This window comes from Cytobacillus eiseniae (assembly GCF_017874625.1).
In the GTDB taxonomy this organism is placed as follows: domain Bacteria; phylum Bacillota; class Bacilli; order Bacillales; family Cytobacillaceae; genus Cytobacillus; species Cytobacillus eiseniae.
In genome coordinates this window covers 63,141-78,236 of record NZ_JAGIKZ010000014.1, presented here as the reverse complement: position 1 = coordinate 78,236, position 15,096 = coordinate 63,141, and the positions used below count along the sequence as shown (strand labels likewise).

Genomic DNA, 15,096 nt, shown 5'->3' with positions numbered 1-15,096 from the left:
ATGATTGGTTTCTGCTGGAGGGAGGTAGATTCTTGCTTGGGGCGCTTTCCATTTCCTTTTTAAAAAAAGACCTTCACTAAATCCTTAAAAATAGACAAAAAATGGAGAAAGCTAGGCCTTCTCCACTTTTTTTATATTTTAAGAAATTTCCGTACGGACATAAGACTTCCCCATACACCGATTAGTGCACCCATTAGGAGCAATAATCCTGACACTTGATAGATAAATGGATTAAAGGAAAGAATCTCCATGAAATTGCCCTCAAGCTTTGGTGCAAGGAAATCGTGAATATAGTTATAAGAAATTGCGATAAGTGTAATTGGAAGGATGGCACCAATGATTCCTAACCATAAACCTTCAAGAAAGAATGGCCATCTGATAAATCCGTTTGTGGCCCCTACTAATCTCATAATTTCTATTTCTCTTTTTCTCGAAACGATTGTAATCTTGATCGTATTGGAGATTAAAAACATTGCTGTAAAGAGCAATCCGACGATTAGTACGATGCCCACATTTCTAGCTCCATTTAGGAAGGTGAAGAGCTTCTCCACTTCTCCTTGGCCATATTTTACTTTCGCAGCATACTCGAACTTCTCGATTTTTTCTGCTACTTTCATGACATCTTCAGGGATCTTCGTTTTTACAACGAATACGTCATTTAGCGGGTTGTCCTGTTCAAATAATTTATAGGCTTCTCCTTCTTCACCAAAGCTTTCGATCAGATTATCTAGTTCTTCCTTCTTTGGTGAGAAGCGGACGGACTTCACTTCTTTAATTTCATCAATTTGTTTCTCTAAAACCTTTTGGTCTTGTTCATTTGCCGCTACATCAATATGCACACGAATTTCAACTTCCTGCTCAATCGATGTCGCTACCTTATTCAAATTCATCATAATGACGAAAAATACACCGACTAAAATAAGTGTTACAGTTACTGCACTCGCTGAAGCAAATGTCATCCAGCCGTTGCGGGCAAGGCTTTTCCCACTTTCCTTCAAATGACGGCGTAAGGTTCTAGCTTTCATAGCCATAATCTCCCCTCAACTCATCACGAACAATTCTCCCGCTTTCAACTGCGATCACACGATGTTTAATTTTATTTACAATGTCTTTATTATGTGTAGCCATAACAACAGTTGTACCCCTTGTATTAATTTCTTCAAAGATATTCATAATTTCCCAAGATGTATCAGGGTCAAGGTTCCCTGTTGGTTCGTCCGCAATCACTACTTTTGGTGCATTAACAATCGATCTCGCAATCGAAACACGCTGCTGCTCTCCACCTGATAATTCGGTTGGCAGCATCCGGGCTTTATGTTTTAAATTAACAAGGTCTAATGTTTCCATGACCTGTTTTTTAATATATTTCGGTTGTTCTTCCGTTACTTCTAGCGCAAAGGCCACATTTTCATAGACAGTTAATGTCGGTAACAATTTAAAGTCTTGGAAAACAACACCGATATTCCGTCGTAATAGCGGAACCTTACTCGCTTTTAATTTTTCAAGATTAATCCCATTAATAATAATAGTCCCACTTGTTGGTTTTTCTTCTCGATACATCATTTTTATAAAAGTCGATTTTCCGGCGCCGCTTGGTCCTACAACATACACAAATTCTCCTGCCTTAATTTGTACGTCGATCCCATTCGCAGCAACGACCCCATTCGGATACTTCTTATACACATCTTGCATTACGATCATTTATATCACACCCAATATCTATTGTGTTATGTTAAGAAAAGCACAAGTGCCTTATGTCTCGCTATACAAACTAGAAGGTCTCTTCCTATCGATAAAGGAAACACGGTAAGCGTGAACTTGACGCAATCGTTGCGGAGGAGAATTATCGTTTGATAGGCGATAGACGCTTGAGCTAGACAGTTTTCTTAGTCAATAATTTCTTTCTTATTCTCTCAAAAAGAAACACGCTTAAAGAGCGCATATGATTTTCGCCAATTAATGACAATATCCAACATAATCTACGCATGTTTTTACATTTTCCATTATAACACTATCATTCAGCAAATATCTCTGAAAAATTATTACAGTTTCTTTTCATAACATGACAAGCTTATAACACCTTGATTTGCGAAGGGAAATAAAAAAATGGCTAGGCCGATCCTAGCTCCATTCTGTTTGTTTACTAAAAAGCGATCGTACAAAAAACTATGAAGTTCGGTAGAAAAATAAAAGTGTTTCAGATTTCCGCTTGCTTCTTTTTATTGAAGGGTTACAGATGCAGAACAGGTTTTAATCCCCTATAAGTCACAAATTAATAGCATTGTCAAAAACGAGGCGAATGGGGGAATCATTTAATGATCTAGGGCAGAGATGAAAAGGTGCTGAATCCCATATCAAAGTGGATTAGGTTAAGCAGCCAAGCAGAGAAATAGACGGAGAAACTCCGCTTATTTCGTAATTATTAATAAAAAAAGCCTAAATAAGCGGAAAAACTCCGCCTATTCACTCAGAAAGTTCGAAATTGAGGGGTTTTGCATTGAATAAGCGGAAAATTTCCGCTTATTTCACCCAAAATGAGCTTCATTCTACGAATAAGCGGAATATTTCCGCTTATTATACTTTTGCTAGTTACTTGTTTAAGGAGAAGACATGCTTTTTTCCTTAGACAAAAACGCAGATGCTAACTGCTGCGTTTTGTTTACATGCGAGATTTCACCCTTTCCTAAACAATAAAAAAAACGCCCTGTCGGTAAACAGAGCATTCCTTGTAGTATATATTTACTTATTGTTTTTTTATTTTTTAGCAGCTAACCATTCAGCAACTTGAGATGCTTCGTCACCGCTAAGTAATCCAGCAGGCATTGCGCCTTGACCGTTTGCAATAATTCCTTCGATATCTTCTTTAGAGAAGTTAGCACCAGCAGTATCTAAAGCTGGACCTACTCCACCTGTAAGGTCTCCGCCATGACAGCTAGAGCACTTTTGATTATAAAACTTTTCGGCATCGCCAGCGTTAGCTGTCGTTGTTTCGCCACCAGTTGAACCTTTGTCTGTTGTCTCCTCTTTTGCGTCATCCCCGCCGCCACAAGCAGCTAGAACAAGAGAAGAGCCTAAAAGTAATGCTAGAAGCTTCTTTTTCACTTAAAAATCCCCCTCTGGTAATTTTACATACTACAGCTATATTATACCAATTCTACGAGCGATTGAAACCCTCACCTAATACCTCGGATGCATCAGTAACGACGATAAAGGCTGTCGGATCAATAGATTGAACCAATTGTTTCAATTTTGTGAACTCCGTTTGATCCACTACACACATAAGGATTGGGCGCTCTGAATCAGTATAACCACCGTATGCTGTTAGTTTTGTCACACCTCTATCAATTTTATTCAAAATTCCTTCACGAACTTCTAATTGTTTTTCTGTAATAATTAAAGTCATCTTTGTTCGGCTAAAACCTAATTGGACAAGATCAATCGTTTTGCTTGTCACATAGAGCGCCAGCAAAGCATATAGCCCTCTTTCGATATCAAATACGATCGCTGCTGATAGAACAATTAGTCCGTCTATGATTGCCACACATGTTCCTAGAGAAAGCCCTGTGTATTTATTAATGATTTGCGCTGCTAAGTCCGTTCCTCCAGTAGAAGCCTTCCCCCGAAAGACAATCCCCAGTCCAAGTCCGACCCCAATGCCGCCAAATAAGGAAGCAAGCAATGGTTCATTCGTCCATGGCTCTAAGTCCTTTGTTAAAAACACGACAAACGGCAAAAAAATTGTTCCAACAAGCGTCTTCGCACCAAACTGTTTGCCTAGAAAAATAACGCCTGCAATAAACAAGGGAATATTAAATGCCCATTGTACATAAGCAGGCTCCCAGCCTAGTGTAGAATCAAGAATGGTACTAATTCCACTCACACCACCCGAAGCTACCTTATTAGGCAGTAGAAACACGTTAAAGGTAATTGCCACAATCGCGGCACCAATTAAGGTATAAACATATTCCATCCATACTTCTTTCTTTGTTCGCTTTATATTTTTTTGCATAGCCCTTCTCCTTCATAGTGGTTGCTCCCACTGTTAATTCGACAGATACCGACAGTGAGTATAGCATGCCGCATACTATGTGTAAATGCCAATCATGTGATGTGTTAAAGGGATAAATAGCTTTAACTTAGGTTGTGGATTTATATCATGAACTATAACTAAAGAGGAGAATGAACTGTAGAAATTCGTGGTATAATGTTGAAAAAGGAGGTGAAGTCATGGAGCAGCTGTTAAAAGAAATATTAGAACAGGTAAAGGGACACTCCAAGCGTTTTGATGCAATTGATTCGCGGCTTGGTCAACTTGATGAGCGATTAGGCAATGTCGAGAACAGGATAGACAATGTTGATCAGCGATTAGGCAATGTCAAGAACAGGATAGACAATGTTGATCAGCGATTAGGCAATGTCGAGAACAGGATAGACAATGTTGATCAGCGATTAGGCAATGTCGAGAATAAACTTGACAGCTTAGAGGAAATAATAAATAACCATGCCACAGAATTCAAAAGCCACTTCAGACAAATTGAAACAAAGCTAGATCAACACGAGAAACAATTCCAGATTTTATCAGATCAAATAATCGGTACGAAAATTGATATTAAACACCTTAGCGGAAAAACTGGGGTCCACGATACAGAAATCAATCAACTGAAGAAAAGAATCCACGTCTAGTACTCTTCAACCACTTGGCAATCGTTATAATTCCAAATAAAAAGCCTTTGCCGATCACTTTAATCGGCAAAGGCTTTTAAAATTAACTTAATTTCGAGCGAAGGTATGCATCGATAAATGGATCAAGCTCGCCATCCATGACTGCTTGTGTGTTTCCACTTTCTGTATTTGTCCGATGGTCCTTGACCATAGAATACGGGTGGAAGACGTAGGAACGGATTTGACTTCCCCAGCCAATCTCCTTTTGCTCTCCACGAATCTCTGCCATTTGCTGTTCCTGCTCTTCAATTTTACGCTGATAAAGTTTGGATTTAAGCATTTTCATCGCTTGATCCCTGTTTTTGATTTGGGAACGTTCAGTTTGGCAAGTAACGACAACTCCTGTTGGTGTATGAGTAATTCGCACCGCAGAATCTGTCGTGTTAATATGCTGGCCACCCGCTCCACTTGCACGGTATGTGTCTATTTTTAAATCTTCCGTACGGATATCGATCTCAATTTCATCATTAAATTCAGGCATGACATCACATGAAACAAAGGATGTATGACGGCGGCCAGATGAATCAAATGGCGAAATTCGAACGAGACGATGGACACCCTTTTCCGCCTTCAAGTAGCCATATGCATTATGTCCTTTAATTCCAAGTGTGACACTTTTAATCCCAGCTTCATCCCCTGGCAGATAATCAAGTGTTTCCACTTTAAAGCCCTTTTTCTCTGCCCAGCGCGTATACATCCGCAGCAGCAGCGAACCCCAATCCTGTGACTCTGTTCCACCTGCTCCAGGATGAAGCTCAAGGATGGCATTATTTTTATCATAAGGCTCACTTAGAAGAAGCTGAAGCTCGAAATCGTTCAGACGCTTCGCAAGATCGGCTAATTCACTTTCAAGCTCTGCTTGAAGCTCCTCATCTGCCTCTTCTTTCACAAGCTCGTACGTTAATTCAAGGTTTTCAAATGTTTCATTTAGATCGTATAACTCATGAACCTGATCCTTCAGTCCATTTAATTCACCAATGACGACCTGTGCTTTCTGCTGGTCATCCCAAAAGCCTGGATGGAGCATCGTATCATCAAGCTCCGCAATTCGAGCCTCTTTGTTTTCTAAGTCAAAGAGACCCCCTAAAGTCCGCTAATCGTTTAGCCATTTTCTCAAGTTCATTCCGAATATCTGCTAATTCCATGCCTTCACCTCATTGTGTATTTTAAATAGAGCTTTGAAAAATTAGTAACATTTCATTACCTGAAAGTCAATTTTCCCGATAAAAAACCCATTCATTATTATACTTGTTTACACCGATAAATCACACCTATATGGATGAAAAATGGGCGAAGAATTTATTCGGGCCATTTTTGAAAACCTTGTAATCGAATGAACATCTACTTGGAAAAAGGTGATTTTCTCTCTAGATTGCTCCCTTTTTGCGGGGGTATCCGCTTGAGCTTTTTTGACCAAGAGCAATAATTCTCTAGAAAAAAGCTCTGTTAAAACTGAATGTTGACTTTACAATGTTTGAAAAAATAAGCGGAGAAATTCCGGCTATATTGGGAAATACCTCTATTTCCTTAAAAATAAGCGGATTTTTTCCGCTTATTTTGTCCAAATGGGTGGATTTTGTCTTAATTAAAGCAGTTAACCGGAATTTCTCCGCTTATATTCACAGTTTAAGCTTTCTTTTTTACATTAACCGGAATTATTCCGCTTATATTTTGCTTCTTCAGCTTTCTGGGCAGAATCCTCCGTTTATGAATTCTCATACATACACGAAAATCAACAATGAAGAACAACAGAGCCTCGAAAAAAATACCGGCGAAGCCTGTCCTTCAGCTCACCGGTATTCTTCCCTATTAAATGCCGCAGCAGTTTTTATACTTTTTGCCACTTCCACATATGCATGGATCATTGCGGCCAACGTCCATTTGTTTGACGACAGGCTTTTTCTTTACCTTTTCCCCGTCTTCTTTCGGGTTAACGGCTTGTCCTTTCGCTACTTCTTGACGCTGTAGGTTGTTGCGGATTTCTGCTTTCATGATGTATTTCGCGACATCCTCTTCGACTGCAGCAATCATATTTTCGAACATAGAGAAGCCTTCTTGCTGGTACTCTTGGAGTGGATTAATTTGTCCATATGCACGAAGGTGAATCCCTTGGCGAAGCTGATCCATCGCATCGATATGGTCAATCCATTTCGAGTCAACCGCGCGAAGAACGATAACCTTTTCAAATTCACGCATTTGTTCAGGCTGAAGGAGCTCTTCTTTTTCATCGTAGCGTTCCTTCACTTTTGCGTAAATGGCTTCAATGATTTCTTCCGTATCTTTGCCCTTCAATTGATCAATTGTAATGTCTCCCTCATATAAAAGGTTTCCGTTGACATAATCAATTAACCCTTGAAGATTCCATTCTTCCTCATCGCCACCAGGAGCAAATGCATGAACATTGCGCTCTAAGGACGTCATAAGCATTTTTTCAACAATCTCACGAAGATTTTCTGATTCCAATACTTCATTACGCTGTCCGTAAAGAATCTCACGTTGCTGACGAAGAACATCATCATAGGATAGAAGCTGCTTACGGGCATCAAAGTTATTGCCCTCCACACGTTTCTGTGCAGACTCAACCGCTTTTGACACCATTTTGCTTTGAATTGGCTGGGAATCATCCATGCCTAGACGTTCCATCATCGATTTCATATTGTCAGAACCGAAGCGGCGCATCAGTTCATCTTCCATTGAAAGATAGAATTGTGTCACCCCTGGATCCCCTTGACGTCCAGAACGACCACGAAGCTGATTATCAATCCGACGGCTCTCATGACGCTCTGTCCCAATAACAGCAAGTCCACCGACTTCTTTGATCCCTTCGCCAAGCTTGATATCTGTCCCACGACCAGCCATATTTGTTGCGATCGTGACTGCACCCTTTTTACCGGCATCAAGAATAATCTCTGCTTCTCGGCCATGGTTTTTCGCATTTAAGACATTATGCGGTACACCTTTTTTTGATAAATATTTCGAAATAATTTCTGACGTTTCGATTGCCACTGTACCAACAAGTACAGGCTGGCCATTTTTATGACGCTCAGCAATATCTTCAACAACAGCACGGAATTTCCCATCCACTGAAGAATAAATTAAATCGGCACGGTCATCACGGGCTATCGGACGATTCGTTGGAATAACAATAACATTCATATTATAAATATTGCGGAATTCCTCTTCCTCGGTCTTTGCCGTACCCGTCATTCCAGCAAGCTTCTCATACATACGGAAGTAGTTCTGGAACGTAATCGTCGCAAGAGTCATACTCTCATTTTGAATTTCAAGCCCTTCCTTTGCTTCGATTGCTTGGTGGAGGCCATCACTATAGCGCCGCCCTTTCATTAGACGACCTGTAAATTGGTCAACAATGACAATTTCGCCTTCTTGAACGACATAATCCACATCCAAATGCATGCTTGAATGGGCTTTTAACGCTTGAGTAATATGATGATTCAACGTCACATGTGAGATATCAAAAAGGTTTTCAATGCCAAATGCCCGCTCCGCCTTTGTCATTCCTTCTTCTGTCAGCTGAACCCCTTTTGTTTTTTCATCATAAGTGTAATCTGTTTCTACTTTCAATGTACGAACGAAAGCATTGGCTTGAATATAAAGAGCAGCTGACTTTTGTGCCGTTCCCGAAATAATAAGCGGTGTACGTGCTTCATCGATTAAAATCGAGTCAACCTCATCGATTACCGCATAGAAAAGCGGGCGCTGAACCTTTTGCTCTTTGTAAAGCACCATATTGTCACGCAAGTAATCGAAGCCTAATTCATTGTTCGTGCTATACGTAATATCTGCCGCGTATGCCGCTTGCTTTTCTTCTTTCGTTAGGCCATTTAAGTTCAACCCAACGGTTAATCCAAGAAACTCATATAGCTGCCCCATCTCATTCGCATCACGACTAGCAAGGTATTCATTGACTGTGACAACATGAACGCCTTTGCCTGAGATCGCATTCAAATAAACTGGCATCGTAGCAGTCAGTGTTTTCCCTTCCCCCGTTTTCATTTCTGAAATGTTTCCGTCATGGAGGGAAGCGCCCCCCATTAGTTGAACAGGATATGGATACAAGCCGAGAACACGCTTGGCACCTTCTCTAACAACCGCAAATGCCTCTACAAGCAAATCGTCTAATGATTCACCTTTTTGATAACGTGCTTTAAATTCGTCTGTTTTTCCACGCAGTTCATCATCCGTTAATTTTTCTGTATCAGCAGCAAGTGCTTCCACTTGTTCAGCTATTTTGGTGAGACGTTTTAGTTCGCGTTTATTTTGATCAAACACCTTATTTAAAATCCCAAGCATTTAAAACGCTCCTTTATATTTGACTATGTATATTTTTTAAGTAAGTAATCATACATCAAGTGATTCGCTTTTTTTTGGTAGAATCCTCCCATAGAGGCTCGATTTGTACCTATTTATATTACCACTTTCACTTTTGAGTGACAACTTATGCGAGTGAGGGAGCTTTCAGGCCTGGGGAAAATAGATGCAGTTCTTGCGTTAACCTTTTAATGACCATTTCATTGAAGGGGAGAGTTTTTTGCAATAGTTTCATACGGCAGGGGCTATTTGGATGATTGTTGAGGGTTTGCTTATAATAATGTGGATGTCAATTGGAAGAGACAGATTGCGTTTTTCAAACCATTCTCTTATTCAATCAGATTCGGATAACCCTCCCTTCCCTATTTACTTTCGTTTGAATGTGCTTGCTAGTTGAGCAAAGGACGAAGTAAAGGGTACCCTTATCGTTTGAAATAGGCAGAGAGGGGAATAGATGAATCTGGAAGAAGTTTTTCAGATACTTAGTTACTTTTCTAATTGTAAAATGACTTTCGCAAACTCTTTAAAATCACTAATATGGTTATCTAAAATTGCTTGTAAAATATCGAGATTTAGTGTTTGGTAATCATGTATTGCAATATTTCTAAAACCGACCATATTCATTAACGTCTTTGCTAGAGCATCATCAATTAATCCGGCTTCTTGTAACAGCTTAAATCCTTCACGACTTGCTTTTGGCACACCAAGCTTATGCTTACTGACAAGATACATCGCTAAATCAATACTCGCTTCGCAAGCACGTTGAATGTTTAAGATGATACTGTCTTGCTTTGTGAAGTCTTTTAAGTTCGCTCGATTGCCTGCATACACTTCGTGAATCCGTTTCACACAGCGTTCGATTGTCGTTGTTTTGTTTAAAATAACATCATTCATCGCCAAAAACACTTCCTCGCTCTTTAATTGCTTCAATGATAGAAGCGCGCTGCTCATTTAGTGTTGTGTACATACTGTAAGCACGCATCTTTTGACGAATAAATTCATTGTCGTCCTTTATATAAATCGGCTCGCCCTCTGAAAAAATTTGCATTGTAAACACAGTGTCGATTTGATTAATATCAACTAAATCGACTTCATGCCTAGTTATTAAAGCTAGCTCTCCCGCAAGCATAAAACGTTCATACGATGATAGCTGCTTGGCACTAAAATAAGCAATATCAATATCGCTATCCTCTCGTTCGATCCCTTTCGCAAATGACCCGAAGAGTATGATGAAGTAGGGATTTAGTTTTTCATTGATCATATGAATTAACTGCTGCTGAATTTCTTTTTTTAGCATGCTATCACCACCTTATTTTTATTATAGGTGTTTTAACGAAAAACTGCACTTAAACAGAGCATGGTGAACCGTATCGATACCTTCTTTTCTTATTGAAGACACTTTGTGGATTTTTTTGTTAGTTCGGGATTCTATGACCTCTATTGAAGACTCTTTGGCGACTTTTTTCGCTTACTCGGGGTTCTATGATCTCCATTGGAGACTTTTTGCTACTTTTTTTCGCCTGCTTGGGGTTCAATAACCTCTATTGAAGACTCTTTGGCGATTTTTTCGCTTGTTCGGGGTTCAAGGACCCCTATTGAGGACTCTTTGACCGTTTTTTCGCTTGTTTGGGGTTCAAGGACCCCTATTGAGGACTCTTTGGCGATTTTTTTTGCCTGTTCGGGGTTCAAGGACCCCTATTAAGGACTCTTTGGCGATTTTTTTCGCTTGTTCGGGGTTCAATGACCCCTATTGAGGACTCTTTGGCGATTTTTTTCGCTTGTTCGGGGTTCAAGGACCACTATTGAGGACTCTTTGACCGTTTTTTTCGCTTGTTTGGGGTTCAATGACCCCTATTGAGGACTCTTTGGCGATTTTTTTTGCCTGTTCGGGGTTCAATGACCCCTATTGAGGACTCTTTGGCGATTTTTTTCGCTTGTTCGGGGTTCAAGGACCCCTATTGAGGACTCTTTGACGATTTTTTTTGCTTGTTCGGGGTTCAAGGACCTCTATTGAGGACTCTTTAACAATTCTTTTCGCCCACTCGGGGTTCAAGGACCTCTATTGAGGACTCTTTAACAATTTTTTTCGCCCACTCGGGATTCAATGACCCCTATCGAGGACTCTTTAACAACTCTTTTCGCCCGCTCGGGATTCAAGGACCTCTATTAAGGACTCTTTGACGGTTTTTTTGATAAAAACGAAGAGCACTAAATGCTCTCCGTTTACTTACTCAGCCATTTCTGCAATTCAGGGATTCTATCCCAAAGATGTTGATGTTCATTTACGTATTCAGCCGCTTCGTTTTTATCCCCAAAGCTGTAATAAGCGGGGATTGTGGCTGGAAGCCTTTTCTTGCCTGTTAGGTAATCGATGACATGTTTATTTGCCTTTTTTGCCTTTTGCAGTAGTTTATCCGCTTTTGGGGTCACCCCATTTAATAAAGTTTCAATCAAGACTTGATTATAGGCGCCTTGAGCATCGTCTTCAGAAAACTTCTTCAAAAGTTCCTGCGCTTTTCGCAATTGTTCATCCTCACAATAGGCGACGAAGAGCAGATAGCGTGCGCCTTGATTGTCCATTGGATTTAATGCGAGCAGCTCTTCATATAGGGCAATCGCTGCTTCTCCTTCATTAAGACCTCGTAAAGCCATAGCATAACTCATGGCTGCGCGCATAAACGGCCGTGTTTCGAGTAGTCCCCAGAAGTACCCTTTATTTTCCTGAAAAAAGGATTCACCTAACTCCGCACGACTAAGGCGCATGCCCTTTTCAAGTAACCCGGCAGCTGTCTCGAGAGAATCTGCCTGTTCAGCTAGAATTGTATAGCCATCGGCATGGGACGGGTTTAGCTCCAGGGCTTTTTGCGCGAGCTTGTATCTTTCTGCTCCAGCCGCTTCAAATGCTGCATAAATCAGTTCTTGGGCTTTATCCTTTTTGCTTTGATTATTCTTTTTCGGCTTTGGACCGCCATCTAATCTCGCCTGCAGGAAATCACTTATTTCCTCGATATTGTCAAATTGATTGTCCTCTATTTCCTTTAGCACGTCTTGAAATTCCGCTTCTAGAACAGGACTGTTTATCTGGTGCTCCAGTTCCAACATATGATCAATCTGATCCTCTACCACATAATAGATTTCACTATAGTAGCTAGACACACGGTTTGCTGACAATCCATACATCTCACCTAGCTGCTTTTGCGTTAACTCTTCGTTCACTGGAGCCAGCGTGGAAACAAGATAACGTAGTGCTGCCGCATAGTTTTCAGGCTTCTGAATCTTCTTATTCGTTTGCTCGCAATATTCCATCCAAAGCAAAATTCCCAAATTAATGACCCAGCCGAGCTCTCCAGCAGCTTTCATATCTTTTTCAAATCGTTCAGCCACCTGCTTTGCTCCATTATTAGGCCATTCAACCTCTTGAAGATTAAGCGATAACCCAGCCTTAGGTGTATCATGCATGAGTTCAAGAAACATCTCCTCCAGAAATTCCTCTGGATTGTCATACCCTGAATTCATAAATTCATTCTGAATAAAAGCTTCATAATCAGCTGTGTACTCAATTGATAGGTCAAAAAGGGTTGGAAATGCAGTAAATTTATCCTCATAGCGATGCAGGATTGCAAAGGCAAATACCCCTTCTTCAAACCCTTGTGAATGATCAAAAAGAATAATCGGATACTGTTTTCCAGTCAATGCATCTTCAAGGAGCAGGCTGCTGCCATTCGATTCCCTCACCACCCCCGCAACGGCAAAACCTTTTTTCCAAGATGCTAAAACGTCCTTCACCCTTAATCTAGAAATCTTCCGAAGCTTCTGGGCAATAAATTTCTGCATAATCGTTTCTTCACCTTCTAATGGTTCAAAAACAAGATACCAAAAGGGGTGTAAAAACTCATAGAAATTGACATCTTCCTCACTTGCCTCTTCCAGCACATCAAGCAAATCATCAAAATCCATTCGCATTTCGAATTCATAGCGTTGAAAGGCAAACGCTCTTGCTTCTTTTTGAAGTTCGACAATTTCTTTATCGATGACATCAGTAATCGACACTGCATCCTTGCTCCCACAGCATTTTTTGTATTTCTTTCCACTTCCACACGGACATGGCGCATTCCGGCTTACTTTTACAACTGTCATTTCAAGCGTCCTCTCCACTCTTTTATCATCTATCTTCCCTTTATTCTATCATTCTTATTTATCTTAAGTTTTAACATTTTTACTAGTTTCTAAAACTCCATTATTGACATAAAACAATAAAATTTATATACTATTTTTATTAATTGAATAGTTGTTCCCTAAAGGGGAGTAGCTTTTACAGCATTGTCGTCATTTCAGAGCATTTGCTCTCGGCATTGTTGGCAACCTAAAAAATTGTTAGCCAGACCTTTACCGAGCGGTAATGGTCTTTATTTTTGGCCTTTACCTATTGTGGTAAAGGCCTTTTTTAACTATAAAGGAGGATTCACATGAATAGAAAATTCCGACTTTCACTTGAGGAATTAACAAAGAAGAATAAAGAAGAGTTGTTAAAAGATAAGCAGCAACTAGAAAAAATTGAAAGAAAAATGGATGAAAAACACGCACAAACAAAATAAGTAAGTATAAAGGAGCAATCACGGTGTAAAAGATCCCTCTTATTAGAAAAATGATAAAAAAAGAGGAGAACTCATTTAATTGAAAATCGCAGCATGGAAAAAGTGGCTATTCGCCTTTACCTTTTGAAGTATACTTGAAACATCCTATCACTCAGCAATTACCTTGGAGGTGAAAAATCCACCAAGGATTCAAATATATGGATCACAAGGAATAACGGATTCCATTCATAGATAATGATGAAAGCCCCGCTTTTGACAGCGGGGCTTTCTATAATCATATTATTGAGCTTCAATTAGACCATAACGGCCATCTTTTCGCTTGTATACTACGTTTGTTAGGCTTGTTTCTGCATTTGTGAATACATAGAAATTATGACCGAGCATATTCATTTGCAGGATGGCCTCTTCGCTGTCCATCGGCTTTAGATCAAAGCTCTTTTGGCGAACAACTTCTAAATCATTCTCATCATCTGTTAGCGTTCTTTCAGTGTCTTCTAACGTCACAAACATATCTGGCAGATTGCCCTTTTCACGGAATTTACGATTGACTTTCGTCTTGTGCTTCCGGATTTGGCGCTCTAATTTATCTGAAATTAAATCAATCGCAGCGTACATATCATTATGAACTTCCTCCGCACGAAGCACTAGACCTTGCATTGGGATCGTTACTTCTACTTTAGATGTTTTATCTTGATATGTTTTCAAATTGACATTTACATTTGCATTTGGAGATTCGGTAAAATACCGCTCTAGCTTGGCAATCTTCTTCTCTACGTATTCTCTAATAGCTGGAGTTACCTCAATGTTTTCACCACGAATGTTATAATTCATAAGTGAACTCCTCCTTTTCATTATCCAAATACTGCACGTATAAAAATGTGCTTAGCCTTTTATAAAAAAGACTATGTAGTTACATTTCTATTTTACCCCACATTTCTCCTGCTAGTACATGAAAAAACTTTAAAAAATTTGTCGGAATCGTGAAGATTTATTTTTCTTGGAAAGTAATGAAGATTCATAAGTTGAGGGGGAGATGCGAGAAAACTAACCATTTTCTAAAAATAATGATTAGTTTTTATTCATTAACCCAATAGCAATAATTGCTAAAAAAGCTTTAATATTCGTTGTTCGTTTCTTCATAATTTTTATTTCGGTCACAAGGCATTCCAGTTGCTTTGGCGAATATTCTTCAATGATCCAGTCCACCAACTCCAATATGCAAATCGAGTCATTTACTGTCGGAATCTTTACCGACTTCACAGAATGCAATTCACTTTTTAACAGATTTTGATAGTATTCATGCTTTGTTAACACAGGTTTTTCACATATATGAGAGTTAGTCATTTTAATCACCTTTATTGAAAAATATTCTTTCAGAGGATAATATAACCATTGTTTATTAAAATTGTCAATACTAGGCCAATATGCGCAGGATACTTTACCCATT

13 protein-coding genes are annotated in these 15,096 nt (G+C 39.6%); 2 read left to right on the top strand and 11 right to left on the bottom strand.

Going from position 1 to position 15,096, the window contains the following annotated elements:
- Positions 1-131: 131 nt before the first annotated feature.
- The 4 genes from ftsX to J2Z40_RS12670 form a co-directional block, all read right to left on the bottom strand.
- Entirely contained in the window at positions 132-1,025 is an 894-nt protein-coding gene (ftsX, locus tag J2Z40_RS12685; protein ID WP_066397723.1) for a permease-like cell division protein FtsX, read from the bottom strand.
- A complete protein-coding gene (gene ftsE, locus J2Z40_RS12680; protein WP_066397725.1) occupies positions 1,015-1,701 on the bottom strand; it encodes a cell division ATP-binding protein FtsE in 687 nt (228 codons plus the stop codon). The genes ftsX and ftsE overlap by 11 nt, the downstream gene beginning before the upstream one ends.
- Before the next feature lie 1,053 nt (positions 1,702-2,754).
- Positions 2,755-3,102 (bottom strand): cytochrome c551, encoded by a 348-nt coding sequence (gene cccB / locus J2Z40_RS12675; protein ID WP_066397727.1) that lies wholly within the window; start codon positions 3,100-3,102, stop codon positions 2,755-2,757.
- 52 nt (positions 3,103-3,154) lie between these two features.
- Complete coding sequence (locus J2Z40_RS12670) at positions 3,155-4,009, bottom strand: YitT family protein (protein WP_066397730.1); 855 nt, start codon at positions 4,007-4,009, stop codon at positions 3,155-3,157.
- A 218-nt stretch (positions 4,010-4,227) separates the two neighbouring features.
- Here J2Z40_RS12670 and J2Z40_RS12665 point away from each other — a divergent pair, with 218 nt between their 5' ends.
- Positions 4,228-4,683, top strand: coding sequence for a hypothetical protein (locus J2Z40_RS12665; RefSeq protein ID WP_066397732.1), 456 nt, complete (start codon positions 4,228-4,230; stop codon positions 4,681-4,683).
- Positions 4,684-4,765: 82 nt separating this feature from the next.
- On the opposite strand, the gene prfB is transcribed toward J2Z40_RS12665, so the two are convergent.
- The 5 genes from prfB to J2Z40_RS12640 all read right to left on the bottom strand — a co-directional run bounded on the left by prfB (position 4,766) and on the right by J2Z40_RS12640 (position 13,191).
- Positions 4,766-5,867, bottom strand: a protein-coding gene (gene prfB, locus J2Z40_RS12660) for a peptide chain release factor 2 (RefSeq protein ID WP_157087851.1) whose coding sequence is annotated in 2 segments (ribosomal slippage) — positions 4,766-5,794 and positions 5,796-5,867 — 1,101 coding nt in all. Because the reading frame shifts where the segments join, the coding sequence is not laid out codon by codon here.
- 664 nt (positions 5,868-6,531) lie between these two features.
- Positions 6,532-9,036: a preprotein translocase subunit SecA gene (secA, locus tag J2Z40_RS12655; protein WP_066397745.1), complete on the bottom strand. Its 2,505-nt coding sequence runs from the start codon at positions 9,034-9,036 to the stop codon at positions 6,532-6,534.
- 504 nt (positions 9,037-9,540) lie between these two features.
- Entirely contained in the window at positions 9,541-9,948 is a 408-nt protein-coding gene (gene hepT, locus J2Z40_RS12650; RefSeq protein ID WP_066397747.1) for a type VII toxin-antitoxin system HepT family RNase toxin, read from the bottom strand.
- Positions 9,941-10,351: a type VII toxin-antitoxin system MntA family adenylyltransferase antitoxin gene (gene mntA, locus J2Z40_RS12645; protein WP_066397752.1), complete on the bottom strand. Its 411-nt coding sequence runs from the start codon at positions 10,349-10,351 to the stop codon at positions 9,941-9,943. Before mntA ends, hepT begins: the two co-directional genes overlap by 8 nt.
- 926 nt (positions 10,352-11,277) lie before the next feature.
- Positions 11,278-13,191, bottom strand: a complete 1,914-nt coding sequence (locus J2Z40_RS12640) for a YecA family protein (protein ID WP_066397755.1) — start codon at positions 13,189-13,191, stop codon at positions 11,278-11,280.
- A 329-nt stretch (positions 13,192-13,520) separates the two neighbouring features.
- On the opposite strand from J2Z40_RS12640, the gene J2Z40_RS12635 reads away from it, so the two are divergent.
- Entirely contained in the window at positions 13,521-13,649 is a 129-nt protein-coding gene (locus J2Z40_RS12635) for an FbpB family small basic protein (protein WP_083953961.1), read from the top strand.
- A gap of 279 nt (positions 13,650-13,928) precedes the next feature.
- On the opposite strand, the gene hpf is transcribed toward J2Z40_RS12635, so the two are convergent.
- Together hpf and J2Z40_RS12625 are read right to left on the bottom strand one after the other, a co-directional pair.
- Positions 13,929-14,480 (bottom strand): ribosome hibernation-promoting factor, HPF/YfiA family, encoded by a 552-nt coding sequence (gene hpf, locus J2Z40_RS12630; RefSeq protein WP_066397756.1) that lies wholly within the window; start codon positions 14,478-14,480, stop codon positions 13,929-13,931.
- A 237-nt stretch (positions 14,481-14,717) separates the two neighbouring features.
- The gene (locus J2Z40_RS12625; protein ID WP_066397759.1) at positions 14,718-14,993 is read right to left on the bottom strand and encodes a hypothetical protein; all 276 of its coding nucleotides are present in this window, start codon (positions 14,991-14,993) and stop codon (positions 14,718-14,720) included.
- Positions 14,994-15,096: the final 103 nt, after the last annotated feature.

Bases quoted from the DNA above. Each gene is read 5' to 3' on its own strand.
- J2Z40_RS12625 (WP_066397759.1), bottom strand. From the start codon at position 14,993: ATGACTAACTCTCATATATGTGAAAAACCTGTGTTAACAAAGCATGAA.
- J2Z40_RS12665 (WP_066397732.1), top strand. From the start codon at position 4,228: ATGGAGCAGCTGTTAAAAGAAATATTAGAACAGGTAAAGGGACACTCC.
- secA (WP_066397745.1), bottom strand. From the start codon at position 9,036: ATGCTTGGGATTTTAAATAAGGTGTTTGATCAAAATAAACGCGAACTA.
- ftsX (WP_066397723.1), bottom strand. From the start codon at position 1,025: ATGAAAGCTAGAACCTTACGCCGTCATTTGAAGGAAAGTGGGAAAAGC.
- J2Z40_RS12640 (WP_066397755.1), bottom strand. From the start codon at position 13,191: ATGACAGTTGTAAAAGTAAGCCGGAATGCGCCATGTCCGTGTGGAAGT.
- ftsE (WP_066397725.1), bottom strand. From the start codon at position 1,701: ATGATCGTAATGCAAGATGTGTATAAGAAGTATCCGAATGGGGTCGTT.
- J2Z40_RS12670 (WP_066397730.1), bottom strand. From the start codon at position 4,009: ATGCAAAAAAATATAAAGCGAACAAAGAAAGAAGTATGGATGGAATAT.
- J2Z40_RS12635 (WP_083953961.1), top strand. From the start codon at position 13,521: ATGAATAGAAAATTCCGACTTTCACTTGAGGAATTAACAAAGAAGAAT.
- hepT (WP_066397747.1), bottom strand. From the start codon at position 9,948: ATGAATGATGTTATTTTAAACAAAACAACGACAATCGAACGCTGTGTG.
- mntA (WP_066397752.1), bottom strand. From the start codon at position 10,351: ATGCTAAAAAAAGAAATTCAGCAGCAGTTAATTCATATGATCAATGAA.
- hpf (WP_066397756.1), bottom strand. From the start codon at position 14,480: ATGAATTATAACATTCGTGGTGAAAACATTGAGGTAACTCCAGCTATT.